Below are 26,359 nucleotides of genomic sequence, written 5' to 3' on the forward strand. Positions count from 1 at the left end.
ATATTCAAACATTTAATTTCAAAAAGTAACATTATGAACAGTACGATTCGATTTTATTTACTTCTACCTTTGATCACGAATTCTTTTTACACATTAGCCGAAGACTCTATTGCTCCAAACGAACAATTTGACAATGTCGAAAGAATTACCGTTACAGCAAGCCGCAAAGCAACACTCGATACAGATTTAGCCATGTCGGTGCATGGTATTAGTGAAGATGAACTTAAATTGGATAATGGCCAGCATGTCGCAGAATCACTGAACAGCATTTCTGGGGTTTTAATTGATCAATTATCTGGTGGCCAAGGACATAAAACGGCTATACGAATGCCCATCAACACTAGTGGTTACTACTTGTATTTGCAGGATAATATTCCGCTACAATCTCCTGCATTTTTTAACCACAATGCTTTGTGGTGGTCTAGCTTTAATTCAAATGTTGCTCGCATGGAAGTACTAAAAGGAGCCGGCACCGCACTTTATGGCTCAGGAGCTGTTGCCGCTACAATTAATATTCTCTCTAAAGAAGTTACCGAATTGCCAGAAACTGAACTATCTCTCATGGCAGGCGAAGATAATTACAATAAAATTCAAGCAAGCCACAGTAACAGTATTTCGAGTAACCAAGGATTTAGAGTATCACTCTCTTTTCTAGATAATGAAGGCTGGCGTGAGCATACCGGCTCTCAAAAAGCAGAAATAACCTTACGTCATGAAGCTGAAATATCAGCCGCTCAAAAACTGACTACATCACTGGTAGTTTCAGATTTAGAACAAGAAATGGCCGCAGGCTTAACTGAAGAACTGTATAAAAATGATAAAACTAACTCTGGTCTGTCAGATATTGTATTAGCAAATGATCCATTGCGAAAAACTAAATATATGCGCTTGTCGACCCAGTGGGACATCAATAATGACGATAACTTGTACTCGTTGATCCCATATTTACGCATGCGTACCAATGATTACACCGCTACATGGAATCAAAACATGCCAAAAGTTGAGTCTGAAGTAACAACATTTGGACTGCTAGCCTTAGCCAACTTTGAGTATAACGACAGCAGTGAAACAACGATTGGTGTTGATATTGAATTTACCGAAGGTGACCAATTATCGTACCAACCGCTCGACTTTACCACTTCCGGTTGGGGTGCAGATACTTACACTAAGGGGGAAAAATTCTACGATGATACAACCGAATATACTGGCATTTCGCCCTATTTTCAGCACCAACAACCACTGTCCGACAGCTTAACACTGACCTTAGGTGCGCGTTATGATTATGCAAAATATAAATTTGATAATCATTTAGGCAGTTATGGTGATATAGGGCATGGTAAGTTAAGTTTAGCAAACCGCTCGGACAGCTTTAACCATCTCAGTCCGAAAGCAAGTTTAAACTATCATTTAAACGAAATCAGCAGTATTTATCTGCGTTACGCAAACAGTTTTCGTATTCCTACAGCGGGCAGTTTATATCACTTAAGCACCAAAGACAGTGAAGACATAAAAGCCGTAGACCCGGAAGTATCTGACACTTATGAAGTGGGCTATAAAGCAAATTTCAACAACATTACTTTTGATGCTGCCATATATTACATGGATGTTGATGATGGCATAGTGCATGCTTACAACGAACAAAACCAACGTTATTTAACCAATGCCAGCCGGGTTATTCATAAAGGAATTGAGTTTGCGACAGACTGGCAAGTGAGCAACCAATTTAATATCAATTTAGCGTTCAGCAAAGCAAAACATGAATTTGATCAACATGAAGATTTTTCTGGTAATGAAATGAAAATGGCCCCTGATTACATTGGCAATATTCGATTTCGTTATACGCCAAATTTCGTGCAAGGTTTAACTACTATGCTGGAGATACAATCAATTGGTGAATACTGGCTTGACGATGCAAACAGTAATGATGATTCAGGCAAAGACCGAATTTACGATGGCTATACCGTAGCAAATTTGAAAGCACGTTATCAGCTAACAGCGAAACTGGCTTTGCATGGTCGAGTATTAAATATTGCCGATGAAGAATACGCTCAGGAAGTTGAGTACCGCTATGGCAACACAGTTTATTCTCCCGGTGCGCCAAGAACAATTTATGCTGGCTTAAACTATCAATTCTAACGGGGGCAGAACTATGAATTTAGAAAATATTATTACCCGCTTAATTCAGCTAACAATTGCTGCCTCCTTCCTGCTGACAAATACTGTCAACGCAAGTGAAGAGCATCAACATATGAAGCACAAAGAAAGTGTCCAAAATCAATCTCAACAATGTGACACTGCTGAAATTCGTTGTGCAAAAACAGTCACATCAGCCTTTGCCCCAAATGGTGATTTATGGCGATTATGGAGCCATGAACAACGCTTGTACTACCAAGTATCAACCGATAAAGGATTGAGCTTTTCTGCTACCCGACAAGTTAGTAATATAAAAGAAAAAATCTCAGCTCGTAATGAAAATCGCCCAAAAATTGCTTTTGATAATGCCAATGGAGTGTATCTATCGTGGGCAACCCCGAAACAGAAAAAATATACTGCCGATATAAGGTTTAGCTATTCAAGTGATTATGGTGAACATTTCTCTACTGTACTGACAGTGAACAATGACAACTTATTAACTGGGCACAGTTTTAATGAACTGCATGTAAGTGCAAATGGTGAGGTTAGCATTGTTTGGTTAGATGGCCGTTTAGCCTATGAATTACGTAAACAAGGCAAAACAGCTAATGGCTCGGCCTTATTTATTGGCCAGGCAAACCCAAGTAAAAATAAGACAGAATTTAGCAACCAACAGTTGGCAAATGGTACTTGCGTATGTTGCCGCATTGCCTTAGATGCCAACCCAAATGGTGACTTAGCAATTTTTTGGCGCCATATTTTTGGTGATAATATTAGAGAGTTTGCCTTGTTAACGTTAGGTGGCCAGCAAAAACCAGCTCTAACACAAATTAGTCATGATCACTGGCAAATTAACGGTTGCCCACATCAAGGAGGTGGCCTAAGTATCGATAAAAACAACCGTTACCATATGGTATGGTTTAATCAAGGTGATAAAGGCAAAGGGATATTTTATGCCTCTTCCATTGATGCCGGGAAAAGCTTAACAACACCATTGCATATCGGAGAGTTGTCTGGCCAAGCATCCCACCCACATGTAATTCAAAACCAGAATAAAGTTGATATTGTCTGGACTCAATTCAATGGCATTGAGCATCAGTTATGGCTACAAAGCTCTACAGATAATGGCAAAACGTTTGCACCAGCGAAGCAATTGGCTCAGTCAAAATTTGGTGCCGACCGGCCTTTTCTTATTAAACATGGCAATATTAACTATGTGTCATGGCAGCGACCTAAACAAGGTCATTGGATAAGCGCGATATGATTACTTTTAGCAATAAGAAACTCATCTTGGTTATGTTATTTTTGTTCATAAGTACACTAAATAGCAAAGCAGTATGGGCCAACGAAACAGCTTTTAACGCTGATGAACTTGCTCAAATAAAACAACAACATATGGGGAAGAAGTGGTTAATGTTACTGTGGTCTGTTGATTGCCCTCCTTGCTTCAAAGAACTAAAATTGCTCAAAAACATGAGCCAAAAACATGAAAATTTAGCCATTGTAATTGTTAATATCGATGAGCAAGTAACAGCAGCTGAACGCCAACAAATTATTAATGAATATCAATTGCAAAGCTTGCAGCATTTCTATTTTTTAGACGGACAAAGCGATATCAACAGGTATGTAATAGATCCTGACTGGTATGGCGAATTACCCAGAAGTTACTTTGTTGATGCAACAGGGAAATTTTACGGTAAAAGCGGCTTAGTCGGGGAGGAATTATTAAACAAGTGGTTAATTTACAGCAATAACAAGATGTTAATTACACAACATAACAGTAGACATTAGCATTCGCTGCACCGAATGCTAAAACCCTAAGTGTTACTTAGGGTTTATTGATTTAAAACAGTTACAATTTTGTAAACTCAGGTATGATAATCCTTAACACCACATTTAAAACTTTTAACTTGTTTAGCAGATAAATATCAACAAAATGTTATATAACCCAGCAAAACTGTCATTAATTAATACCGTTATTCTGTTACGTAGTTGCTCTATCATTATCCAGATAGTATTAGTGGCTTTTGTACACCTTTTTCTCGAGTATGATTTACCCTGGCTGCCAATATTTTTTATTATCGCTCTTGAAGCATTATTTAATATCGGTTGTTATTTATATTGCAAAGTTAATATTGATAAACAAAAATTAAATCTTTTCATTCAACTACTGGCAGACATCTGTTTTCTGGGTTGTTTACTGTATTTTAGTGGTGGAGCAACCAATTCGTTTGTATCTTTGTTGTTGATACCAATTGCCATTGCGGCGGTAACATTACCAACATTACAACTGACTTTAATCACCACGTATGCATTGCTAACCTACAGTTTGTTACTTTGGCTTATGCCGATGCATGTTATGCACGGTAATATGCAAGGTCATTTTATTGGTATGTGGATCAACTTTATATTTTCGGCGGCGGTGGTTTCTCTAGTGATTTCAAGAATGGCTAAAGCTATTATCTCGAACGAAATAACCATTGCCAAGTACCGAGAAAAACAATTAAAGCAGGAGAAGATTATCGCTCTGGGTTTAGCTTCAGCACAAGTTACCCATGATCTGGCTACCCCGCTTGCAACCATTAGATTATTAACGGATGAGCTGATGGAAGAAACTCATAATCCTTCCATACTGGCAGAATTGAATGTACAAGTAGAGCGCTGCAGTAATAACCTACATTCTTTTAGAGAAATGTCATTAGAGATCAAGAATAACGTAAAACAGTTAATAAATATTGATAGCCTATTTGAACAAATTAAAAACCATTCCAACTTAAATTATCCAAATGTAGATGTTGAATATGATCTACCAGACACTACATCGAAAGGGCTATTTCTGACTTCCGACAGTTCCCTGCTGCCGGCAATTTTAAATGTGCTCAATAATGCTATTAAGGCATCAGCCAAAAAACAGCTACAAAAAGTATCATTTGCGAGTAAAGTGATGAATGAGCAGTTACATTTGTCTATTAGAGATTTTGGCAAAGGATTTTCAGCAGAGCACTTTAATCAAATCGGCCATAACCCAATACACAGTGAGCAAGGTTTAGGCATGGCAATGTTTTTAAGTAATGCTAGCTTTGAACGCCTAGGAGGCAGATTAACATTAAGCAATCACCCACAAGGTGGTGCGCTGGTAATGATTAGCTTGCCATTGCAACCTCCAGCTCAAATATGCAGTAAGGCAGTAAAATGAGAACGTTAATTATTGAAGACGATCAGGCATTAGCATCAGTGTTAATGAGAAGGTTAACTAAACATGGTCATCAATGTCGTCACTTTGACAATGGCACACAAGGGCTGATTGAATGTGAGGAGTTTTCGCCGGAAGTGATATTATTGGATATGAAGCTGCATGACGATAGTGGCTTGAAGTACATTAGCGCATTAAGAAAATTACAACCACAAGCGCGCATAATATTAATGACTGGCTATGCGAGTATAGCAACAGCAGTTGATGCGATAAAATTAGGTGCTGACGATTACTTAGCAAAACCGGTTGATTCTCAAACCTTACTCTCTGCAATGCATGGCAAAAAAATAGATATTGCCGAAGAAGTAGAAACAGATACTTTAACCTCTGAGCAGTATGAGTGGGAGCATATCAACCAAGCATTAAAATTCAACGACGGTAATATTTCGGCAACAGCGAGGCAATTATCTATGCACAGAAGAACTCTGCAACGTAAGTTACAGCGGCGCCCCAGCTTTGCGGTGAAGGACTGAGGTAGTACAGCAAAAACATGTTTACCGACAGCCACTGCCATTTAGATTTCACCGAGTTTGACGCCGACCGCAATGAACTTATTAAGCGCTGCGCCAAACTAAACATAAATCGTTTTATCGTTCCTGGTATTACTGCTAAGCGTTGGCCACGAGTACTACAGCTTTGTCTAAAATATCCTTCCGCTTGGCCATGTTTAGGCTTACATCCATGGTGGATAGCAAAAGCAAGCGAAGATGATTTGATGTTGCTTGAACAATTGCTCGGCAAACATGACTTAATTGCTGTAGGCGAAATTGGTATAGATGGCGCGATTGAAGATATTGATAAACAAACTGAATATTTTGTTAAACAGCTGCATATTGCTAAAAAACATGACTTACCGGTTGTTGTTCATCATCGTAAAAGCCATCAATTAATAGTGCCTGAACTTAAACACGTGAACTTAACCAAAGGTGGTATTATTCACGCATTTTCAGGCAGTTACCAACAAGCAAAAGCCTATATCGATTTAGGTTTTAAGTTAGGTATAGGTGGCACTATTACCTACCCTAGAGCCATTAAAACCATTAAAGCGGTGAAGAAATTGCCGTTAGATAGCATAGTTCTAGAAACTGACGCGCCGGCAATGCCACTAGAAGGGTTTCAAGGAGAGATCAATTCGCCTGAAAAAATAGTGAATGTATTTAGTCACCTTTGCAATCTTAGAGATGAAAGCCCGGAAGTATTACAAGAAAGTATCGAAAACAACCTAAAGCAAATGTTCAATTTTAAGGTACAAAATTAATCAAGGCGTCTGCGCATCCCTAGATTTATTAACCGCTGCATCTGCCAAATTAATAGTATGCTCCAATATTTGTTTATTGCCGATTTTACCATGTCCTGGAACAACCATTTTAATGTCTGCATATTTGGACTTAATACTAGCAATAGAGTTGGACCAACTGTCTACCGACGCATCACCAATATAACCAAGACTACTCCAGTCAAGACTTCTGACTAAACAACCTCCAAACAAAATCCCTGTTTTTGGTAACCATACCACTAAGTTATCTTCTGTATGACCAGCGCCCGGATAAAATACCTCTATATGGCCTTTCTTCAATGAGAACTCATCTTTATCAAATATATTAGTTGCTGTCGGCTTACTGTCTTTAACAAGAAATTCATGGGTTAACTTGGATGTAAACGTAGGAATAGATTTTGAATTGAGTATACCAATTCCAGCCGAACGGTCATCGTGAGAATGGGTCGAAATACTGGCTTTTAGTTCATAACCTTGCTTTTCGATCCAGTTTATCAACACCTTAGTATCATGTTTAGACCAAGGAGTGTCGATGATAAACGCCTGATTTTCGTCAATCACAATTAAACCATTTGAATCGACTAAACCATAGCCCTCTACTTGTTTAAAGGAAGTATGTAGGTAAACGTCTTTATCAATTTCTTTAATTTTCAATTTTGCCGGCTGATTTTTGGCAAATACGCTAAATGCTAGAGATGAGAGTAAAAGTGTAAATATTATTTTCATTATTATCTGTTTCGTTTTAACTGTTGAAATGTGAATTAACGCTGCACTTGCTTTTCTATGGATTTATTGAGTTCTCTTGCTTCGACTCGACACTGTTTATTTTCTTTTGCTGAACCACCAGCACATGCTGCTTTAGCATCGTTACCAATCTCATGTGTAGTACCATAATAAACACAAGATGATAAAAGGAATATACAAAGTAAACTAACAATTACTTTAATACTGTTCTCCATTAGTTATATTTTTATTACGCCCCTTAATGAGGCTAAAATAGTGAAGCACTAACAATGGCAATTGTTTTGTCCGTTTAATTGCCTTGAAATGCACATTACTCAAGGCTCAGTTGGATTATTAACAAGTCAATATTAAAAGCTGAGTCATTTACTAATCCATGCTCACCATAAGGTGGGTTTTTAATCATGTCACCTTTCTTAATTTTTATTTGTTGATTAGCAATAGTCATTGTTCCTGTACCTTCGAGAATAATATACATTTCTTCGTTATTGCCGTGTGTATGATAACCAACAGTAGAGTTAGGAGGTATCACTTGTCGATCAATAAAATCACAATTACTTAAGAAGTCTGATTTACCCCAAATTTCATATAACTCTGTAACTCCTTCTCCATCGTGTGCTGGTTGAATTTGCTTTTTTGTTTCAAGAAAGTTTCTGATCATCAATGAGTTTCTCTGTTCAATGCCTTATTAATGGGTGGTTACATGGTGGGCTTTTTGCGTATTTAACAAAAAACGTGACCGTAGTAATTTACCGATTGAGCAATTTGTTAACTGCTCACCCCACTGATGTTAAAGCAGTTTTAGTGTAACAGCTAAGTTTAATTTTGTGAGTGACAGGTTTAATGATCGGGCACCGCTATTATTTTATGCACATAACAAAAAATATTTGAGTTATGCACGGACCTCTCTGAAGCGAAATACCAACCAATTACAACACTTCGAATATATTTACTATCCGCATAGAGTACGCCAGCATATCGAGCTAGTCCAATAACAGGATTATGTTGTGGCTTCGCACAACCTATCCTTGTTTGTCACGCGACAATTCCACAAGTTTGTCATTAATTTCTTTTACTTGGTATTCATCACTTGCTGACTTTTTAACTTGATCAAGCGCCATTTTATACGCCACATCTAAGGCATTCTCGCGTGATACTTCAATCTGTGGCTTAACACCAACTGACTCCCAATTTGTTTTTGTTGTCGGATTAACTGCCTTAGCGATAGGGATGCTAGCCCTAAAACCACTTCCTAACTCAAAAAACTGCCAGGGGTTTGCTCCACCTTTGGTAGTTTCACCCACTAACGTGGCTCGCTTAAGGTGCTTTAAGTTATAAGCGAATTCTTCAGCCGCAGAAAACGTATCACCGCTAGTTAGTATGTATATGGGTGTAGTTAAATTGACTGAGCCATTAACTTTTTCAAAGGTACGAAATTCACGAGTGGTGTCGGTCGTTCGCCAATAAATACTGTTTAAATGGGTATTCGGTTTTAAAAAATAACTACTAATTAACTGCACCATTTCAGCACTGCCGCCACCGTTTTTACGAAGGTCAAATACCAGAGCGTCTACATTAGACACAAAACCCATTACACCTTCTGCGATTTTTCTTGAATTTTCTGACAATGCATCAAACCCCCAAAAATCTACATAACCTATATTACCATCGAGTATTTCAACTCGATTAAACCCTGAGTTTTTTCGACTTAATTTGGTAAACCAAGGTTCATGCTTTATTTGCTGATTTTGGCTTTCATTTGGATTTCGCCATTGCACTGCAAAGTGCTTGTCTATATTTTGTAATTCTGCGGTTAATAAAGAGGCAAATTGTTCTTCTGTCTGGCTATGACTAAATGCAGGGCTGACTTTAAACCTTGCAAGAGCGCTTGAAATTTTATCTATCTTTTTTATTTCAACATATTGTTGCTTAATGTTGCTGGTAAGCGCATTCAATATACTATTTTTATCAATAGAACTGATCTCAGCATGGGCCAACGAGGACAAAATAACCAAGCAGCTTCCTATAATTCCATTTCTAACTTTCATTGTATTTCCTCTATGAATATTGTCGCGTAACAAGTTTAAATGACTTGCCAGCGCTTTTATTTTTATGCACATAACAAAACTGTTTGAGGTCTGCACTTTACCTGAATTTAACTTTAAATTGCAGACTGATTTTTATTTTAAACACCAAACCAAAAAACTTTATTTTTACACCTACCTCTCAGCAAGCGAAAAATTTGAAGTGCAAGTTAACGGCTCATTAAGAGGCTAAAAATAGTTGGTCAAAATAAACGACGCAGGAGCAAAAACCAACTGTTATTTGTCCTGATTAATTTGCTTGTTGGGTAATTTAAGTACACTAGCCCCCTTTAAAAGAATTGGTACTATATGATTTTTATTCAGTTTTTGGTGAGTTGCATTATCATACTTATCACCATAGGCATTTAACATCAATATTATATTAATATCGTATTCTGGTAAATTTAGCATTGCTGCTGTGTAACCATAGGCTGTGCTACCACCTACATATAAAATATCCGCTCCCCAAGATTTAAAGTGTCGTAAATTCCCAAGCTTCCATTTATTATTAACGGTCAATAATGTTAAGTTATTAAAGCCAGAAGGAAAAAGCTCTCCATCCAAAAGAGCTAAGAACCATAGGTTTAAATCTTCTGTTGAAGAAACCATTCCTCCAGCTCCTGTTAAAGCCCAAGTAAGTCCTTTTTCAAAAGTTGTTGAGCCACTGTCTTCACCGCCATATCCCCTCGTTAGCCTTGCGTTCAATATACGTTTATCGCCATAAAACCCCGTACTCGAAAGAGACAATGGTGTTAGTATATTTTGTTCAATATATGTCAGGAACGATTGATTAGTTCTTTTCTCAACAATTGCTGCTAATAGGGTATATGCTGCATTTGAGTATGCAACTTTTTCATTAGGAGCGGCAATTAAAGGCATAGTTAGAATTATTCGGATAGCCTCATCTTTACTCATAACGTCAAAATCAGAGTCATTGTGGAAGTTATCCATTCCACTTGAGTGTGACAAAAGTTGTTTTATTGTTATATGTTGTTTATCTATTGGCACTTTACTGAAAAAAAGACCAATTGTGTCATCTAGTTTAATTTTGTCTCTGGCAACTAATTGCAGTATCGCTGCGGCTGTAAAACTTTTGGCTATAGACCCCATATCTGATATTGAAGTACTGGTATTCTTTAAGTTTCGATTTCTATCAGCTTGCCCATAAGACTCTTTTAGCAAAATTGAACCTCTATGGGTAATCAAAACACTCCCCTCAAAGGTTCCACTTTGATACTCTTGCAGCAATTCTTGAGATAGAGATTTACTCACCTCTTGAATATTTTTAAAAGGATGAGTAGGTGTATCTTCACGTTTATTGCTATTACAGCCAATTAATATAAATAATAAGAAAAATATAACAGAGCTTTGAAGTTTCATTAATTACCTAACGCCCATTTAACGGGCAAATAATAGTTGGTTAAAATAAGCGACGCAGGAGCAAAACCAACTGTTATTTGTCCGTTTTGAAAGCCCTTGTTAGGTGCTCTTTCGCGTATAATTTTATGAATGATCTATATGAATATCATTTGGAAAAGGTTTACCAGTTCCACTTTCAAGGGCCTCTTTAAGGCTAAGTAAAAATACTGCCCATTTAGTACTGCAATGAGCCATAAAATCAGAAGATTCTTTCCAGTTAGAATGTTTAAAGCGGACAAACGTTTGAGTTTCCTCAACTCTTAATTGAAATTCAATCTCCGTATCCATCCATGCATCAGGCACAGCGCCTGAATGTTCCCACTTCACAAGTTTATTGGGAATTAGTTTAGTTACTGAAAAATCAGGGCCTCCTCCATTGAAACGAAACTGAATAATTGAACCGACTTCGCCTGCTCCTGAAATGTCATTTGTCCACCATTGAGATAGACCTAAATCAGTAGTAAGTAACTCATATATTTTTTCGGGCGATGCTTTAATACCAACTTGATGATTTATTTCTGCCATGATTGCCTCCGTACTTGATTGACACCTAACGCCCTAATAATGGGCAAATATCAGTTGGTTAAAATAAGCGACGAAGGAGCAAGAACCAACTGTTATTTGTCCTAATTTATTTGCTTGTTAGGTGAAAAACTCCATTAATTCATTTACGATCCCTGAAGGGTCTTTAAAAGCGGCATAGCGACCCCACCTATTTTCATTAGGTGATTTATGGATAAAAACTACACCTTTAGATTTTAACTCATTAATTTTTTCATCCAAGTTACTGACAGTAAGCACCAATGATGAATTTGAGTTATATCCGTGCTCATAGCTTATTGCTTCCATTGTACCTTGAAACATAAACACATTATGCGAACCACTTTTAAGCTTTAAACTGTCCTCATGTTCTTCAACAAGTGTTAGACCGAGAATACCAACGTAGAAATCTCTCGAAACAAGGAGATCATGAACGACTAATAAAGTTGATGGATTATCCATAGAGGCTAAGTCTCCTTTCACCTAACAGTATTATTAAGAAAAAAACTACACTTTATAATTTAAAATGTTACCTTTTCCATTTAAGTTGTTAATTTAACGTTAAAAAAAATTTAAAGCAACGAAATGCATTTGGTTTGGTGAAATTAAGATTTTGGCTACATTTGTATATACAAATGTAGGTGTTTTAAATAGCCTGTTCGACGGCTTTTTGTGCGTGGATATAGGTGGTATCTAGCAGTGTTACGTTAGTATCAGTTTGTTGAACTAACATACCAATTTCAGTGCAGCCAAGAATTACCGCCTCAGCGCCTTGTTCAGCTAATGAATTAATAATTCTTAAATATTCCGCTTTAGAAGCAGGCAGTGTTTTACCTAAAACAAGTTCTTTATAAATCACATTGTGAATAATGGCTCTATCTTCTTGGTTTGGTGTGAGAACAGTTAAACCATAATATTCACTCAACCGGCCCTTATAAAAGTCTTGCTCCATAGTAAAAGCAGTACCAAGCAAACCAACCGTTTTAATTCCTTTTTTGACTAGGACGTCTGCTGTAGCATCAGCGATATGAAGTACCGGAATATCAATGGCGGCTTCAATTTGTGGCGCTACTTTATGCATGGTATTTGTGCATATAAGCAAAAAGTCAGCACCTGCCGATTGTACACTTTTAGCTGCTTGGCTAAGTATTTTTGCAGTACCTTGCCAGTCGCCTTCATGTTGTAATTTTTCTATCGGCTCGAAGTCGACGCTACACATTACTATTTTTGCCGAATGTAGGCCGCCAAGCGCCGTTTTAACACCTTCATTAATTGTTCGATAGTAACCAACTGAACTTTCCCAGCTCATACCGCCTAACAGGCCGATTGTTTTCATATTACCTCAGTAGGGTTAGTTGTGTTTAAGTGATGTTAATTATTAGGTTGGGTTAGTAAACTTACTTTAACGCAAGCCACTGTGCCTCAGTTGCTTTTGATTTTTGATATTCCATCATCATTAACCACTTACCTGATTTTTTCACTAACAGAGCACTCATGTGGGCAATAAAAACATCTTCTTTGCCATTTTCGTCAGTAGTTGCATAGCGAAACATTCCAGTTTCGTGGGCAGTTGTATCATCATGAAAGCGTTTTGAAAGTTTAAACTGTAGTGCTACCGTCACCTTTCCAGCTTTAGTGTCATCAAAACCTTGTTGCCAACGCTTCATTGCAGTGGCAATTGGGTAGCTGGTATTTGAAAAACCACTTACCAGTACAGCATCATCATGATATGCCGCTTGATAAGCATCAAAATCGCCGGCCATAACAGCACGTTCCATTTCAGCCCAGGCAGAATCTAGTTCAGCTAGAGTGTTTTCATTGGCAAAGGCTGATGTTGTTAAACAAAATACAAACAGCAAAGCTCGGATAATAAATGTCATTGTTGTTCCTAAAAGCACGTTTTAAATTTATTTATCGAATAGGTTATTTTTGGCTTTGTTTTACTAATCGTAAGCCTTGCCTTGAAAAGCGGCTAAACCCCCTAGTTAATAAAAACCCAGCAAATACAGCAACAATTAACATAACGCGGAAGAGTTCAAATTGTGAGTATATCTGTCCCTGCATGGTATCTATAACTTGGTCTTTTACTAGGTTTAGACGAATATAACCAATAAGTTTGTCAGTACGAATCTCTTTGATGAATGGCACATATAATTCGCTCTTATCAATACTACTTTGCTCATTACCTACTAAGGTATTGATGGACGAACTATGTTCAGATTCAGCAATAGTTTGTCCTTGTGCGTCATATAACCTTGCTTCGGTAACTAAGTCTGAATCAGCAAGTGATTGCACAAATGCTTGTAATTGTTTTTTATTTTTTGTTGCTAACAGCACTTCGCTAGTATTTACTGCTTGCTCAAGATATTGCTTGGCAACAGTATTAAAATGACTCTCAAGTAACTCTTCAGAATCATCTACGCCCATTACCGATAAATTTAAGATCATCAGTAAAAGAATGATTGCCACGCCAATTTGCAGTAGCTTGTTATATATGGATGTTACTTTTGGATATATTATTTCGTTTAGGTCTGTCATCTTTAAAAAAGGTCTAAGAAATAGTAGAAATCTATATACACTATAGTGGGTTATTTGCGATTATAGAATCAATTTTTAAGCACTAATACCAATTTCATTAATAAAGTGTTCTACTTTTTCATGAGATAAAATGGATAAATACAAGGCATGAAATTTAATATGTAGTTATTCTACTTATAAATTTTATAACGCAGTAGTTATTCATTTTAGCCATTAAAAATGAGCAGTTAATTAGTGAACTTGGTATATATATTAAGTAGTAACAACATGACTTTGCCAACTTCAATCGAATTAACAACTTGCACTCTTGCACAACATTTATCTGACAAAATTACCAGCGTATCAGCCCAGTTACCAATTCAGTTTCAGCTGAAAAATTCAGAGCTATTAATTGGTAATAATGAAAGTTTATCAAGCGATGTCGTAGAGTTAGTCGTTTTTGGCGATCTTGCACTTGCACATTTTACTGAGATATTAAGTTTAACCAATCAAATAGACTGTACATTAACAGCAATCAATACCCGAGCGGATAAAACCAGCTATCGCTTTAACTTAAGCAAGGAAAGTTTAAACGCCAAAGCATCAATAGATGAATACGCCTTAGCAAACAACTTTGAGTTCGCTTTATTTACCAATGCGCCAAGTTTATCAGAGCCTGGTCTATTAGTTATGGATATGGACTCAACCACAATTAAAATTGAGTGTATAGATGAAATAGCGAAACTTGCTGGTGTTGGTGAACACGTAAGTGCGGTAACAGAACGTGCCATGTTGGGTGAGTTAGACTTTGCCGAAAGTTTACGTGAACGCGTTGGTACGTTAGCTGGTGCCCCTGAAAGTATTTTGGCCGAAGTAGGAAAAAATTTACCTTTAATGCATGGCCTTGAGGTATTAATCAAAGAGCTGCATAAACATAATTGGAAAGTAGCGGTAGCTTCTGGCGGTTTTACCTACTTTACTGAAATATTAAAAAGCCAGTTAAACCTTGATGCTACCCAAGCAAACGTTTTAGAAATAATAGACGGCAAGCTAACGGGTAAAGTTATTGGTGGTATCACCGATGCACAAGTTAAAGCAGACACCCTAAATCGTCTCGCACAAGAATATAATATTTCTAATCAGCAAACGGTAGCAATGGGAGACGGCGCTAATGATTTAGTGATGATGAGCGCGGCAAATTTAGGTGTAGCATTTGAAGCTAAACCAGTTGTACTTCAACAAGCTAAAACGAGTATTAACTTTTCAGGCTTAGACTGTTTACTGCACTGGTTAAAATAAAGCGGTAAAAATAAAAAAATTCGCAATATTTAAATTCTGGTTGGTAACAAGTTACATAATTTACTTGCCAGAATTTTTTCTTACCAATATACTGTATATTCATACATACCTACAAGTCGGTTAAATTAAATCGTGGCGACAACTAAAATAAAAACAGCATTTGTTTGTAACGACTGCGGCGCTGACTTTCATCGTTGGATGGGCCAATGTTCAGAATGTAAAGCATGGAACACCCTAGCTGAAATCAAAATTTCGGCCAGTAAAGCCAAAAGTGCAAGCAGTAATCGCTCTGCTGTTTCAGGTTATGCAGGGGTAAGTGGTGGTGGTTCAAAGAAAATAAATGAAGTTGAAGCTACAGAAGCCGAGAAACAACTCACCGGCATTGGTGAACTCGACCGCGTTTTATGCGGTGGTGTCACAACCGGCTCAGTTAATATTATCTCAGGCGATCCAGGCGCGGGTAAAACTACATTATTATCAGATTTAGTTGCTCGTATGTCACAAACAACAGCTTCACTTTACTGTACTGCAGAAGAGTCATTGTCGCAGTTTAAAAACAGAGTAGATCGCCTAAAACTTGATTATAACGAAGATAATCTTTATTTGCTGTCTGAAACCAGTGTTGAGGCGATCATTGAAGAGCTGGAAGCAAAACAAATAAAATTTGCGGTTATTGACTCTATTCAAGCTGTTGTTACCGACAATGCGAATGGCAGCCCAGGCTCACCGTCACAAGTGAAAAGCGCCGCACAGGCGTTAACGCAATACTGTAAACAAAACAACGTAACCATGTTTCTTATTGCCCATGTAAACAAAAACAATGAAATAGCCGGCCCGCAAACCTTAGTACACATTGTGGACGCTTTACTGCATATCGATACCAATGATGGGCAAATACGTACTTTACGAGCTAATAAAAATCGTTTTGGTGATATAGATACCGTCGGAATTTTTAAAATGTGTGAACGCGGTATGCTCAGTGTTGATAACCCAAGTGAAATCTTTTTATCTGGTTCAAGTACTGAGTCACCTGGTTCAACCATTACCTGTATTCGCAAAGGTAACCGCAACCTGCTATTAGAGATCCAGTGTCTCACCACAGAGACCGAAGCAGAGTTTCCACAACGCGTTTGCGTTGGCCTGAATATGAATCGTATTAAAATGTTGACCGGCATTTTACGCAAACACACTAAAACAAAAATCTATCATGATACATTTTTTAATATCGTTGGCGGCTTAAAAATAGACGAGTCTGAAACTTGCATAGACTTAGCTTTAGTTACCGCCTTGTTAAGCAGTCTTAACGAGTTTGTGGTACCAAGAAAAACCTGCATTATGGGAGAACTTAGTTTAAATGGCGATGTTCGCCCGATAGACAGTGGTGTACCTCGTGTTAAGGAAGCCGCACAGCATGGCTTTACTGAGATATTTATCCCTTATCGTAATTACCATAAATCGATGGAGGGATTAGGTGCAAAAGTTACTGCGGTTAAAACTATTCATGAACTAATTGAGTTAATAAAGTAAACCGACTTGGATAGCTAACTCATTGATTTAAAAATAGTATCAAGCACTCATTATTCAGTGTTCAGGTTAAGTAAAATATAGGCTTACAAATTAACTGCCTATTAAATGTATAAATGTAGAATATAACTTCGACACAGCAGGGCTATACAGTTACACTACTCGACAATTTTTTATCGTTACTCCCTAGTGAACATGTATATATTTTCAGCTTTAAAACACTCTTGTCTTATGGTTTGCACCATTGCCTTATCTTCTGTATTTTCGGTGTCAGCGCAAGTACCATTTACCGTTGATTCTTCCTCAAAATTGACCATTGAGCGAATTTATTCAGCGCCATCTTTAAATGGCCCGACATCGAAACAGCTAAAATATTCTCCCGATGGCAGCAATGTTACGTATTTAAAAGCAAAAGAAACGGATAATAACCGCTTCGACCTTTGGCAATATAATATTGCCGCTAATACTCATGAGTTGTTAGTAGACTCCGATAGCATATTTTCTGGCAAGGAAGAGTTAAGCGATGAAGAAAAAGCCCGCCGTGAACGCCAAAGAGTCTATGGCAGCGGTATCATAGAATACGTTTTATCTAATGATGGCAAAAATATACTATTCCCAATAAATGGCGATCTTTATTTATTCTCATTAGCAACAAAAAAATCTCGTCGTTTAACGTTAGATCAAGCTTATGAAACAGATATAAAATTCTCGCCTAAAGATCGTTATGTTTCGTTTATTAAAGAGCAAAACATTCACATTATCGATTTAAAGAATAATACTCAAATTCAACTCACTGAAGATGGAGGCGGTACCATTAAAAATGGTATGGCCGAATTTGTTGCTCAAGAAGAAATGGACCGAATGACCGGTTATTGGTGGTCACCCAATGAAAAACATATCGCATTTTTACAAATAGATGAAAAAACTGTAAAAACGGCGATTCGCAATGAAATTTATGCCGAAGAAGTAAAGCTTTTTGAACAACGCTACCCGGCAACAGGCACTAATAACGTTGAAGTTTCTTTGCGTAGTATAAAGTTAAATAATGAAAAAATTACGACTTATAACCTAGGTAAAAACAAAGATATATATATTGCTCGAGTTAATTGGCTACCGGATTCAAAAACGATCAGCTATCAATTACAAGATAGAGCTCAGCAATCGCTAAAACTGAATTTTCAGGGCCTAACGGCTCGTCGAGCTCGCACTATCATTGAAGAAAAGTCTGCTAACTGGATTAACCTTAATGACGATTTACGCTTTCTTAAAAACTCAAATCAGTTTATTTGGGCTTCGGAGAGAGACGGTTATAAGCACCTATATTTATATAACTATCAGGGCGAGTTAGTGTACCAGTTAACTAAAGGTGATTGGGTAGTTGATAGGTTAGTAACTGTAGATGAACAAAAAAACTGGTTATATTTTACTGGCCGTGCCGATACGCCTATTGAAAAGCATTTATATAAAGTAACGCTTGATGGTAAGTCACCAGAGCATGTAACTCGTATTTCCAAACGTAGCGGTTTTCATAAAGTTGCATTCGCAAATGACAAACAAACTTATTTAGATGATTTTTCTAATATAGCTACCCCACCACAATTAAGTTTGCATAAAGCTAATGGACAAAGAGTAACCTATTTAATGGAAAATAAACTCGATGCTACTCATCCTGTTTTTCCATTTCAACCTACCTTGGTACAACCTAAGTTCGGTTCGATTAAAGCTGAAGACGGTCAAATCGACTTATATTACAAATTATATACACCGAAAAATTTAGCGCCGGGTAAACGCTACCCAGTTATTGTTAATGTTTATGGCGGTCCACACGCACAAAAGGTGACTAATACTTGGGAAGGCGCAAGCATGACCCAATATATGGTAGATAATGGTTATGTGGTTTTTCAACTCGATAATCGCGGTTCAAACTATCGTGGTACAGCGTTTGAGTTTGCTATTTATAAGGAGCTTGGCAAGGTTGAATTAGATGACCAAATAAGTGGCGTAAACTACCTGCATACTTTACCGTATGTCGATAAGGAGCGTATTGGCATTTTTGGTCATAGCTACGGCGGCTATATGGCGTTAATGGCACTATTTAAAGCGGGTGATTACTTTACTGCAGGTGTTAGTGGCGCACCGGTTACAGACTGGATGTTGTATGACACTCATTATACTGAGCGCTATTTAAGTCACCCTGAAACAAATAAAGTGGGTTATGAAGCAAGCTCAGTATTTCCATACGTACAGCAGTTTGATGACAAGAATAATTCATTGTTTTTATACCACGGTATGGCCGACGACAATGTATTGTTCACCAATACCACCAAGCTTATCAAAACATTACAAGATGAGAATAAAATTTTTGAGTTAATGACCTACCCTGGCAGCAAACACAGTATGCGTGGTAAAAAAGTTAAAACGCATCTGAATTATTCAATAATGAATTTCTTTGATCGTAAGTTGAAACAGTAAAAACAAACGGCAAGAAACGAGAGGCGAGAAACGAAGAACAATGAGTCCCCTCTTTCCATTACCTGCGCTCGTTTCAGGATCTGCACATTAAAAGCAGATCCTGACCTCCGTCAGGTAGGAATTTAGAAAATCAGGAAGGAAACAAGAAAGTCAGAAAGCTAGAAACAGTAGTTTTGCTCTTCGTCTCTCGTTTCTATTCGCCCTTCAAATCAGTAATCAAGGTTTTAAGCCAGCGCTCTTCTGAGATAAATTGCCAAGCCCAATCTTTATATTTATCGCCAATGCCATTGGCGATTATCTCGCCGCTGTCAGCACCTTCTTGTACAGCGGCATCTACTTTATTTACTGAATATTCAACCATTTCGATAAAATCCATTAACCCTTTCATATCAGTTAAAGAGCCATGTCCCGGAATAATTTTTACATCTGGTGGGAATTTATTGCTTAAACTCTTAATGTTGGCTAAATATCCCTTTACTGAGCCACCAGCATTTAAATCAATATACGGAAAACGCCCTTGAAAGAGTAGATCGCCCATATGCAAAACATTTGCCTTTTTAAAATACACCACAGAATCACCATCGGTATGGCCATTTGGCAAATGCATCACTTGAATCTCTTCACCGCCTAAATAGATGGTTACGCCGTGTTCATATGTAACAACAGGTAAATCTACACCTGACTTTTTATTATCCTCGTTCACTCGTTTACGTACATTACTATGAGCGAATATTGGTGCTTCTTTACCAAAGTGGCCATTAGAGCCAGTATGGTCACCATGATAGTGAGTATTAACTATGTATTTTAACGGCGCTGATTTAATACTTTTCATGGCCGCTTCAATCTTAGCCGCTAACGGGGCAAATTGATCATCAATCAGTACTAGACCTTCGTTTGTTGCTAACACGCCAATATTACCACCAGAGCCAGTAAGCATGTAAACACCGCCAGCGACAGGTTGAGCTTTAATTTCAACGGTTGAAAAGTCTCTGGCTGCATGCGAAGGTAAAGCCAAGCTAAAAAGTAAGGCAATTAACAAGGATATTTTTTTCATAGTGTGATCTTATTTAATATTGAATGACAGCTCTAAATATGGTCATAAAACATAAAAAAATCAAAAATAAGCTGTTATTTATATAATAAAAATAACATCTTACAACGGTAAGCTTAATTGTGGAGAGTAAACAACGGCTTGCTTTTCTGGCGCAAAACCAACAGTTAAACCTATCAGCCGTATTTTTTTACCATTTCCTCTGGCAACAGCCTCTTCAAGTAAGGGTTTAAATAGCTCAACATCCAAACTACTTTGGCTTTGCTCTACCGTTGTTTGGCTAAAGTCAGCAAATTTAACTTTGATCCCTTGTTTAACAATATCCAAATTCTCAACTTTGGCGAGTCGTATTAAAAACTTAGGTAGTAAGCCTTCAACAACTTCCAGGCAGCCATTAACTTGTTGAATATCTTCATTAAGCGTTGTTTCAATCGCCAATGACTTTCTAATTCTACTGGTCTCTACTTCTCGAGTATCGATACCAAAAGCGCGTTTAAATATAACAGGGCCAAATTTTCCCATTAATTTTTCCATTGTAGCTGTATCAGTTTTTCTAACATCGGCGCAGGTATATAAACCATAGGCATTTAATTTTTCTAGTGTTTTTGGTCCGACTCCGGGTATTTTTTTTAAATCTAATGTTTCAACAAATTCATTTACTTTATCTGGGGGCACTACGCATTGACCGTTGGGCTTGTTTTCATCAGAGGCAATTTTGGCGATAAATTTATTTGGCGCAACACCAGCTGAGGCAGTCAAGTTAAGCTCTTGATAAATTTCGATTCTAATTTTTTCAGCAATCAAAGTTGCACTACCATTACACTCAGTGCAATCGGTTACATCAAGGTATGCTTCATCTAATGACAGCGGCTCAATTTTATCAGTATAACGAGAAAAAATTTCTCTAATATGGCTTGATGCTTCTTTATAAGCTGACATGCGACCGGGCACAAGTTCAAGATGGGGACATAATTGTAATGCCCGCCCTACAGGCATAGCTGAACGTACACCATAATCACGGGCAAGATAATTACAGGTTGCAGTTACGCTACGCGGGCCTTTACCAGCAATTGCAATTGGAATATTAGCCAAGGCAGGATTATCACGCATTTCAACGGCAGCAAAAAAACAATCCATGTCTATATGAATAATTTTACGCATACCTTCTCCTTAAACGAAACACTGTATATAAATACAGTTTACGTAAAGTTACGTACCGATGCAATAAATATTCTGTTAAGCTTCATACCTTAATCAAAAGTGTAGATAAAGATGTATCAATATATAAAGCTGCTCGCCAAACGGCCACAAAGAACCTTTTTTAACGAATTCAGTGTTGAATTTGAACAAAAAGCTATTCGTGCTAAACAGATAACTCAGTTCAGAGCGCTTTACCATCTCGAGCAAACAATAGACCTCCCCATCAGTTTTGCATTTATTGCCGGTTTTAATGCGCTGTTAAAAACATTTTCACATAAACACTTTGCCTTTTCACCGCTGGGGTTAATACATTTAAAAAGTGAATTTGATAAAACACTTGAGATAGACTTTCAACAAAGTTTTAAAATTATCAATAAAGTCAGGCAAGATCGTCGCCACCCCATGGGGAAGATAATCGTCATAGAAACACTGTTTTATCAAAATGAACGTTGCTGTTTGATCAACAAGAATACTTTTTTGAAAAAGCTTAAATCTGATAAAAGAGAACGAATGAGTAAACAGCAATCGTTTGTTGGTGATACTAATTTCATCTTGAACCACGCTAAGGCACTTGCATACGCTAAAGTGAGTAATGATTTTAATCCCATTCATATTAATAACAAATTAGCCAAACTTTTCGGTTTGCCTAATGCCATTATGCATGGTGTTTATTTAGCACACTTGGTTCTAATTGAAAAAAACATTGAAACCAACAAAGTAAAATTCGACTTTAAGAAGCCCTGTGTTTTGCCTTGTGCCATTGGAATATTTTCAGAGGGTAATGAACATCAAGTATTTTCTGGCAACGAACAATTGCATTTAAGCATCAAAGTATTTGACTAAAATATACTTACTGTTCAGTGATGGATGGTGAGTAGAAGGTCAAATTCGCATTAATTAATAGATCATTAATGCCCTGTACATTGAGCAAATAAATTTTTCTTCGTACTATTTCAACCAACCCTTGATTAGCAAATTCATTTAATACCACATTTACTCTAGGCCTGGTTACATCAGCCAGATTTGCAAGTTGCTGCTGGGTGATGGTGAGCATAGGTGTTACGCCATTAATATCGACTTGTTTCGATGCAACATCTAATAATGCAAAAGCAACTTTTATTGGGATTGAAAATTTTTGGTTTAAAATACCTTTTTGAACAAGTGGCAATGTATTCTGTTTCAAGATAGAAAACATTAATTTATATATCTCAGGTTGAGTACTCGCTAATTCGAGCATATGGGTATCGGTTACTTTTAAAAACGTGGTGTCTTGTAAAAAATCTGCATTTATCGATTCTTGCAAACGATAATCCATCAACTTGCCATAATAAAGAAAATCGCCCTTGCCAAGTAATTTATAGGTGAAATGATCAAAATCAGAGGTGCGAATAGAAATAATCACACTGCCCTCTAATAAATAAAATAGTCCGTCATTAGTTAAATCAGAAGTTAAGTGATAGTAACCTTGCTGACGCTTTACTATCATCCCTGCTTGCACAATAGTTTGTTTAAATTCGTCACTTAAATCGCATGGCCAACACACTTCATTTAATAACTCTGCGATTTTTAAATTTGATATAGACAATTAATTACACTCTCAAACAATAAACATTAAGTTAACACCTACAAATGTCCCCATGGGAACAAAACTAGATCGTAACCTGTTTAATAATAGCTGCATCAAAACACAACTCAATGTTTTTAAACAGCTACTTTCAATTGCCTTGTACAACATTGAGCTACTTTATAAAATTAGTTTTAAAAGGAACTAGCGATGAAAGTAAGAAATGTAAGTAAATTAGCCGCTTTAGTATCTGCAGCATTATTATCAACAACAGCAATTACCCCTGCAGTAATGGCCGCCGGCGGTGGTAGTGCAGCACCAGCTATCAGTTTAATAGCAGAAGCGGGTAATACTTTATTTACCAATGTTAATGTTTTTAATGGTACCGAAAACAAACTATATAAAAACTTAAATGTTCTAGTTGAAGGTAACAAGGTTGTTGCTATCACCGAAAAAGATATTAAGTCCGGTAAAGACACTATAGTAATTGATGGTAAAGGCAAAACATTAATGCCAGGCCTAATCGATGGCCATGCCCATATTATGATCAATGCTCACTTTGACACTGTTGAAAAGAACATGGACCTTACTGACATGGCTCTTCGTGCAACGTTAGTTACTGAGCGTTTCTTAATGGATGGTTTCACCACAGTTCGTGATATGGGTGGTCCAGCATTTGGTTTAATGCGTAACATCAATGATGGCCATGTTGTTGGTCCTCGCATTTATCCATCTGGAACATTTATTTCGCAAACATCTGGCCATGGTGATTTTCGTGACCGTAACGATGCGGGATTTTCACCATCAACAACTGGTGATTTGTCAAACTTCGAAAGAATGGGCATTGGCGCTGTAGCAGATGGTAAAACCGAAGTATTAAAAGCGACACGTACTAATTTACGAAACGGCGCCACCCAAATTAAGATGATGGCTGGCGGTGGTGGTTCATCACGCTTTGATCCTATGGATACCACACAATTTTCTAAAGAAGAAACCTGCGCCATTGTTGAAACAGCAAAAGATTGGAACACTTACGTTGCTGCGCACGTATTCACCGATCGTGCGATGAATCGTTTAATGGATTGTGGGGTAAAATCATTTGAACATGGTTTCTTTATGAACGATGAGACTATGAAACGTATTTCAAAAGAAGGCGTTTATGTAGTACCACAAATGTGGGGCTTATCACCAGACCTAGCGAAAAACCCACTAATGCCAAAAGATAAACTGCCTATGGTTGCAGCTCTTCAAGCAAAATTTGGTGACTTCGGCGAACGCTTAATTGAAAACGATGTAAAAGTTGTATTCGCATCTGATTACGTAGGCGTTCATGAAGATGCAGAACGTGCTCGCCGTTACGAAATTTACTGGCGCGGTCAAGCTTTCAACAATAACTTTGAAGTGTTAAAACAAATGACTTCAACGGCTGGTGAGCTAATGGCACTATCAGGACCCCGTAACCCTTATGCCGACGCTGGAAAACTAGGTGTTGTTGAAGTAGGCGCCGCTGCTGATTTAATCTTGGTAGACGGTAACCCGTTAAAAGACTTAGGCGTTATTGGTGCAACTGATAAGTGGTTTGACGCTGATCCCGAGTACAAGCAGATTGATACCTTAAACGTTATTATGAAAGATGGTGTTATTTATAAAAATACTATCAAGTAACTCTAAAGTTACTTCTTACATTAAAACAGCGACTTAGGTCGCTGTTTTTTTGATTAAAATTTATAGCGGTATGAAAATTTAGTATTATTGGTCTATATATAGTAGTAACTAATCAAAATTTGGTATAAAAATGCACCAACTAACATTTGTTAAAAGCCTTCTAGTTTATACATTTACCTTAATACTACTTTTTGGCTGTGCCAGTACGCCATCAACAGTAGACTATGATACTGACACTAATTTTAGCCAATTCAGCTTTTATCAATTAGCTGATACTACGACAGATACATCCGGACCTAGCGATCAAATAACCAGTGATCGTATTAAAGAAGCCATTAATGCACAGCTAACACTTAAGTCTTTATCTTTAGTTGAAAAGGATGGGGACTTACAGGTTAATTATTTTACTACATTAGAGCAACGTGAGAAGAAATCATCTTTTAGCATAGGTATAGGTGGTTCAAATCACAGTAGTAACTCTTCTACTGGTGTTGGAGTAGGAACAACCATACCTCTGGATTCAAAGTTCAATACTTATATTCAAATTACTATTGATATGCATCATCAAGGAAATCTTGTATGGCGAGGGTTTGATGGCTTTGAAGCTGAGCAAGATATCAGCCCTGAAGATAAACAAAAAGGCATTAATGAGGTTGTCGCTAAGGTATTAGCAAATTACCCACCGAAAAAATAAGGCAGAGCAATACAAAGTCACTTAAACATATCACTACATTAGAAGTTAAGTTATTTAGTAAAATCATATAACCAATTGATATAACCTAATAACCAAATAAGGTTTATCATTATAAGTCTTAACATTGTTTATATCAATTCCACTGATTTAGTGCTCTACTTTTTAATGAGGAAAAAAGGATAAATACAAGGCATAAAATTTTATAAGTAGTTTTTCTACTTAAAAATTTTATAACGCAGTAGTTATTCATTTTAACCAGTAAAAATGAGCAGATAATTAATGGACTTCGTATCACTTATTGGTAATTTATGACTGTGGCAAATATTGACATTAATCTAGCATTAATTAAAAGTTCGGCTCTTTGGGCAAGAATAGTATTTTCATCACTATTTGTCGCGTCTTTGCTCGCGGCATTAATTTGTGCGTATCTAGGTGAATCAAACATCATTGTTATTGCTATCTGTTTATTACTAGGCTCGGTTCATGGGATATACTCAGCTGAAAAAATCCGTAAAGGCATAGGCTTTACCAAATACAGCCAACAAGTAGAAACATTACATAGAGACAGATAGTCTCATCTACAAAGAGTATATACCCGTTCCACCTCAAGAGGTGGAACGGGTATAAATACACAAACGGGAGCTAAATAAGCTCCCGTTTGTATATAAGTTTGTATTGAACTGTTTAAATGTTTTTCACATCTATGGTATTTTCATTCAATGCAGCTACGCGCTCACGCTCTTTGCGTTTTTCACAAGGGTTATCGCAGTTACAGGCTTTATCTATACCAACGCTGCCTAAACCACCACAGCTCCCTGCTAGTGTTTTTTGCTGGATAATATAACCAACAGCCATCGCTAAAAACATCACAATGAAAAAACCAAAGGTTAATAAAAATATACTCATTTAAAATCTCTTTTATATGGA

Annotated in this window: 27 protein-coding genes; 13 read left to right on the top strand and 14 right to left on the bottom strand. The window is 37.2% G+C overall.

Annotated elements, in window-relative coordinates; all coding sequences use genetic code 11:
• Positions 1-33 precede the first annotated feature (33 nt).
• The 6 genes from RI844_RS07750 to RI844_RS07775 all read left to right on the top strand — a co-directional run bounded on the left by RI844_RS07750 (position 34) and on the right by RI844_RS07775 (position 6,644).
• A complete protein-coding gene (locus RI844_RS07750; RefSeq protein ID WP_348397875.1) occupies positions 34-2,136 on the top strand; it encodes a TonB-dependent receptor in 2,103 nt (700 codons plus the stop codon).
• Between the two features lie 13 nt (positions 2,137-2,149).
• Positions 2,150-3,397 (top strand): exo-alpha-sialidase, encoded by a 1,248-nt coding sequence (locus tag RI844_RS07755; protein WP_348397876.1) that lies wholly within the window; start codon positions 2,150-2,152, stop codon positions 3,395-3,397.
• On the top strand, positions 3,394-3,924 hold the full coding sequence (locus tag RI844_RS07760; protein ID WP_348397877.1) for a TlpA family protein disulfide reductase: 531 nt from the start codon (positions 3,394-3,396) through the stop codon (positions 3,922-3,924). Before RI844_RS07755 ends, RI844_RS07760 begins: the two co-directional genes overlap by 4 nt.
• Before the next feature lie 145 nt (positions 3,925-4,069).
• Positions 4,070-5,329 carry a sensor histidine kinase gene (locus tag RI844_RS07765; RefSeq protein ID WP_348397878.1) on the top strand — a complete coding sequence of 420 codons (1,260 nt, stop codon included), beginning with the start codon at positions 4,070-4,072 and terminating at the stop codon, positions 5,327-5,329.
• Positions 5,326-5,859 (top strand): response regulator transcription factor, encoded by a 534-nt coding sequence (locus tag RI844_RS07770; protein WP_348397879.1) that lies wholly within the window; start codon positions 5,326-5,328, stop codon positions 5,857-5,859. The genes RI844_RS07765 and RI844_RS07770 overlap by 4 nt, the downstream gene beginning before the upstream one ends.
• 17 nt (positions 5,860-5,876) lie before the next feature.
• Positions 5,877-6,644, top strand: a complete 768-nt coding sequence (locus RI844_RS07775; RefSeq protein WP_348397880.1) for a TatD family hydrolase — start codon at positions 5,877-5,879, stop codon at positions 6,642-6,644.
• Here RI844_RS07775 and blaDIM read toward each other — a convergent pair whose 3' ends face one another.
• The 10 genes from blaDIM to RI844_RS07825 all read right to left on the bottom strand — a co-directional run bounded on the left by blaDIM (position 6,645) and on the right by RI844_RS07825 (position 13,984).
• Complete coding sequence (blaDIM, locus tag RI844_RS07780; RefSeq protein ID WP_405054467.1) at positions 6,645-7,388, bottom strand: DIM/SIM/IMP family subclass B1 metallo-beta-lactamase; 744 nt, start codon at positions 7,386-7,388, stop codon at positions 6,645-6,647.
• Between the two features lie 35 nt (positions 7,389-7,423).
• Positions 7,424-7,621 (bottom strand): hypothetical protein, encoded by a 198-nt coding sequence (locus tag RI844_RS07785; protein WP_348397881.1) that lies wholly within the window; start codon positions 7,619-7,621, stop codon positions 7,424-7,426.
• A 95-nt stretch (positions 7,622-7,716) separates the two neighbouring features.
• A complete protein-coding gene (locus tag RI844_RS07790; protein ID WP_348397882.1) occupies positions 7,717-8,064 on the bottom strand; it encodes a cupin domain-containing protein in 348 nt (115 codons plus the stop codon).
• Positions 8,065-8,425: 361 nt separating this feature from the next.
• Complete coding sequence (locus RI844_RS07795; RefSeq protein WP_348397883.1) at positions 8,426-9,451, bottom strand: S41 family peptidase; 1,026 nt, start codon at positions 9,449-9,451, stop codon at positions 8,426-8,428.
• A 273-nt stretch (positions 9,452-9,724) separates the two neighbouring features.
• The gene (locus RI844_RS07800) at positions 9,725-10,867 is read right to left on the bottom strand and encodes a serine hydrolase domain-containing protein (RefSeq protein WP_348397884.1); all 1,143 of its coding nucleotides are present in this window, start codon (positions 10,865-10,867) and stop codon (positions 9,725-9,727) included.
• Between the two features lie 123 nt (positions 10,868-10,990).
• On the bottom strand, positions 10,991-11,431 hold the full coding sequence (locus RI844_RS07805; protein WP_348397885.1) for an SRPBCC family protein: 441 nt from the start codon (positions 11,429-11,431) through the stop codon (positions 10,991-10,993).
• Positions 11,432-11,548: 117 nt separating this feature from the next.
• A complete protein-coding gene (locus RI844_RS07810; protein ID WP_348397886.1) occupies positions 11,549-11,908 on the bottom strand; it encodes a VOC family protein in 360 nt (119 codons plus the stop codon).
• A 184-nt stretch (positions 11,909-12,092) separates the two neighbouring features.
• Positions 12,093-12,782, bottom strand: coding sequence for an aspartate/glutamate racemase family protein (locus RI844_RS07815; protein ID WP_348397887.1), 690 nt, complete (start codon positions 12,780-12,782; stop codon positions 12,093-12,095).
• A gap of 61 nt (positions 12,783-12,843) precedes the next feature.
• Complete coding sequence (locus RI844_RS07820) at positions 12,844-13,326, bottom strand: YybH family protein (protein ID WP_348397888.1); 483 nt, start codon at positions 13,324-13,326, stop codon at positions 12,844-12,846.
• A gap of 43 nt (positions 13,327-13,369) precedes the next feature.
• Positions 13,370-13,984 (bottom strand): AhpA/YtjB family protein, encoded by a 615-nt coding sequence (locus RI844_RS07825; protein WP_348397889.1) that lies wholly within the window; start codon positions 13,982-13,984, stop codon positions 13,370-13,372.
• A 267-nt stretch (positions 13,985-14,251) separates the two neighbouring features.
• On the opposite strand from RI844_RS07825, the gene serB reads away from it, so the two are divergent.
• The 3 genes from serB to RI844_RS07840 all read left to right on the top strand — a co-directional run bounded on the left by serB (position 14,252) and on the right by RI844_RS07840 (position 19,258).
• Positions 14,252-15,262: a phosphoserine phosphatase SerB gene (gene serB, locus RI844_RS07830; RefSeq protein WP_348397890.1), complete on the top strand. Its 1,011-nt coding sequence runs from the start codon at positions 14,252-14,254 to the stop codon at positions 15,260-15,262.
• Positions 15,263-15,391: 129 nt separating this feature from the next.
• A complete protein-coding gene (gene radA / locus RI844_RS07835) occupies positions 15,392-16,789 on the top strand; it encodes a DNA repair protein RadA (RefSeq protein WP_348398329.1) in 1,398 nt (465 codons plus the stop codon).
• 228 nt (positions 16,790-17,017) lie between these two features.
• Complete coding sequence (locus tag RI844_RS07840; protein ID WP_348397891.1) at positions 17,018-19,258, top strand: S9 family peptidase; 2,241 nt, start codon at positions 17,018-17,020, stop codon at positions 19,256-19,258.
• A 193-nt stretch (positions 19,259-19,451) separates the two neighbouring features.
• Here RI844_RS07840 and RI844_RS07845 read toward each other — a convergent pair whose 3' ends face one another.
• A complete protein-coding gene (locus RI844_RS07845) occupies positions 19,452-20,312 on the bottom strand; it encodes an MBL fold metallo-hydrolase (protein WP_348397892.1) in 861 nt (286 codons plus the stop codon).
• Positions 20,313-20,411: 99 nt separating this feature from the next.
• Complete coding sequence (dinB, locus tag RI844_RS07850; protein WP_348397893.1) at positions 20,412-21,470, bottom strand: DNA polymerase IV; 1,059 nt, start codon at positions 21,468-21,470, stop codon at positions 20,412-20,414.
• 111 nt (positions 21,471-21,581) lie between these two features.
• On the opposite strand from dinB, the gene RI844_RS07855 reads away from it, so the two are divergent.
• Complete coding sequence (locus RI844_RS07855; protein WP_348397894.1) at positions 21,582-22,352, top strand: MaoC/PaaZ C-terminal domain-containing protein; 771 nt, start codon at positions 21,582-21,584, stop codon at positions 22,350-22,352.
• A 7-nt stretch (positions 22,353-22,359) separates the two neighbouring features.
• On the opposite strand, the gene RI844_RS07860 is transcribed toward RI844_RS07855, so the two are convergent.
• On the bottom strand, positions 22,360-23,094 hold the full coding sequence (locus RI844_RS07860) for a Crp/Fnr family transcriptional regulator (RefSeq protein ID WP_348397895.1): 735 nt from the start codon (positions 23,092-23,094) through the stop codon (positions 22,360-22,362).
• A gap of 189 nt (positions 23,095-23,283) precedes the next feature.
• On the opposite strand from RI844_RS07860, the gene RI844_RS07865 reads away from it, so the two are divergent.
• The 3 genes from RI844_RS07865 (at position 23,284) to RI844_RS07875 (ending at position 26,004) form a co-directional block, all read left to right on the top strand.
• A complete protein-coding gene (locus RI844_RS07865; protein ID WP_348397896.1) occupies positions 23,284-24,738 on the top strand; it encodes a metal-dependent hydrolase family protein in 1,455 nt (484 codons plus the stop codon).
• A 130-nt stretch (positions 24,739-24,868) separates the two neighbouring features.
• The gene (locus tag RI844_RS07870) at positions 24,869-25,432 is read left to right on the top strand and encodes a DUF4136 domain-containing protein (protein WP_348397897.1); all 564 of its coding nucleotides are present in this window, start codon (positions 24,869-24,871) and stop codon (positions 25,430-25,432) included.
• A 308-nt stretch (positions 25,433-25,740) separates the two neighbouring features.
• Complete coding sequence (locus tag RI844_RS07875; protein ID WP_348397898.1) at positions 25,741-26,004, top strand: hypothetical protein; 264 nt, start codon at positions 25,741-25,743, stop codon at positions 26,002-26,004.
• Between the two features lie 112 nt (positions 26,005-26,116).
• On the opposite strand, the gene nqrM is transcribed toward RI844_RS07875, so the two are convergent.
• Entirely contained in the window at positions 26,117-26,338 is a 222-nt protein-coding gene (nqrM, locus tag RI844_RS07880; RefSeq protein WP_348397899.1) for a (Na+)-NQR maturation NqrM, read from the bottom strand.
• Positions 26,339-26,359: the final 21 nt, after the last annotated feature.

Source organism: Thalassotalea fonticola, from assembly GCF_032911225.1.
Lineage (GTDB): Bacteria > Pseudomonadota > Gammaproteobacteria > Enterobacterales > Alteromonadaceae > Thalassotalea_A > Thalassotalea_A fonticola.

Coding starts and splice junctions, on each gene's coding strand:
- RI844_RS07755 (WP_348397876.1), top strand. CDS start 2,150: ATGAATTTAGAAAATATTATTACCCGCTTAATTCAGCTAACAATTGCT.
- RI844_RS07855 (WP_348397894.1), top strand. CDS start 21,582: ATGTATCAATATATAAAGCTGCTCGCCAAACGGCCACAAAGAACCTTT.
- RI844_RS07750 (WP_348397875.1), top strand. CDS start 34: ATGAACAGTACGATTCGATTTTATTTACTTCTACCTTTGATCACGAAT.
- RI844_RS07785 (WP_348397881.1), bottom strand. CDS start 7,621: ATGGAGAACAGTATTAAAGTAATTGTTAGTTTACTTTGTATATTCCTT.
- RI844_RS07765 (WP_348397878.1), top strand. CDS start 4,070: ATGTTATATAACCCAGCAAAACTGTCATTAATTAATACCGTTATTCTG.
- RI844_RS07825 (WP_348397889.1), bottom strand. CDS start 13,984: ATGACAGACCTAAACGAAATAATATATCCAAAAGTAACATCCATATAT.
- dinB (WP_348397893.1), bottom strand. CDS start 21,470: ATGCGTAAAATTATTCATATAGACATGGATTGTTTTTTTGCTGCCGTT.
- RI844_RS07840 (WP_348397891.1), top strand. CDS start 17,018: ATGGTTTGCACCATTGCCTTATCTTCTGTATTTTCGGTGTCAGCGCAA.
- RI844_RS07815 (WP_348397887.1), bottom strand. CDS start 12,782: ATGAAAACAATCGGCCTGTTAGGCGGTATGAGCTGGGAAAGTTCAGTT.
- RI844_RS07775 (WP_348397880.1), top strand. CDS start 5,877: ATGTTTACCGACAGCCACTGCCATTTAGATTTCACCGAGTTTGACGCC.
- RI844_RS07820 (WP_348397888.1), bottom strand. CDS start 13,326: ATGACATTTATTATCCGAGCTTTGCTGTTTGTATTTTGTTTAACAACA.
- RI844_RS07870 (WP_348397897.1), top strand. CDS start 24,869: ATGCACCAACTAACATTTGTTAAAAGCCTTCTAGTTTATACATTTACC.
- RI844_RS07865 (WP_348397896.1), top strand. CDS start 23,284: ATGAAAGTAAGAAATGTAAGTAAATTAGCCGCTTTAGTATCTGCAGCA.
- serB (WP_348397890.1), top strand. CDS start 14,252: ATGACTTTGCCAACTTCAATCGAATTAACAACTTGCACTCTTGCACAA.
- nqrM (WP_348397899.1), bottom strand. CDS start 26,338: ATGAGTATATTTTTATTAACCTTTGGTTTTTTCATTGTGATGTTTTTA.
- blaDIM (WP_405054467.1), bottom strand. CDS start 7,388: ATGAAAATAATATTTACACTTTTACTCTCATCTCTAGCATTTAGCGTA.
- RI844_RS07845 (WP_348397892.1), bottom strand. CDS start 20,312: ATGAAAAAAATATCCTTGTTAATTGCCTTACTTTTTAGCTTGGCTTTA.
- RI844_RS07805 (WP_348397885.1), bottom strand. CDS start 11,431: ATGGCAGAAATAAATCATCAAGTTGGTATTAAAGCATCGCCCGAAAAA.
- RI844_RS07770 (WP_348397879.1), top strand. CDS start 5,326: ATGAGAACGTTAATTATTGAAGACGATCAGGCATTAGCATCAGTGTTA.
- RI844_RS07875 (WP_348397898.1), top strand. CDS start 25,741: ATGACTGTGGCAAATATTGACATTAATCTAGCATTAATTAAAAGTTCG.
- RI844_RS07795 (WP_348397883.1), bottom strand. CDS start 9,451: ATGAAAGTTAGAAATGGAATTATAGGAAGCTGCTTGGTTATTTTGTCC.
- RI844_RS07810 (WP_348397886.1), bottom strand. CDS start 11,908: ATGGATAATCCATCAACTTTATTAGTCGTTCATGATCTCCTTGTTTCG.
- RI844_RS07790 (WP_348397882.1), bottom strand. CDS start 8,064: ATGATCAGAAACTTTCTTGAAACAAAAAAGCAAATTCAACCAGCACAC.
- RI844_RS07760 (WP_348397877.1), top strand. CDS start 3,394: ATGATTACTTTTAGCAATAAGAAACTCATCTTGGTTATGTTATTTTTG.
- RI844_RS07800 (WP_348397884.1), bottom strand. CDS start 10,867: ATGAAACTTCAAAGCTCTGTTATATTTTTCTTATTATTTATATTAATT.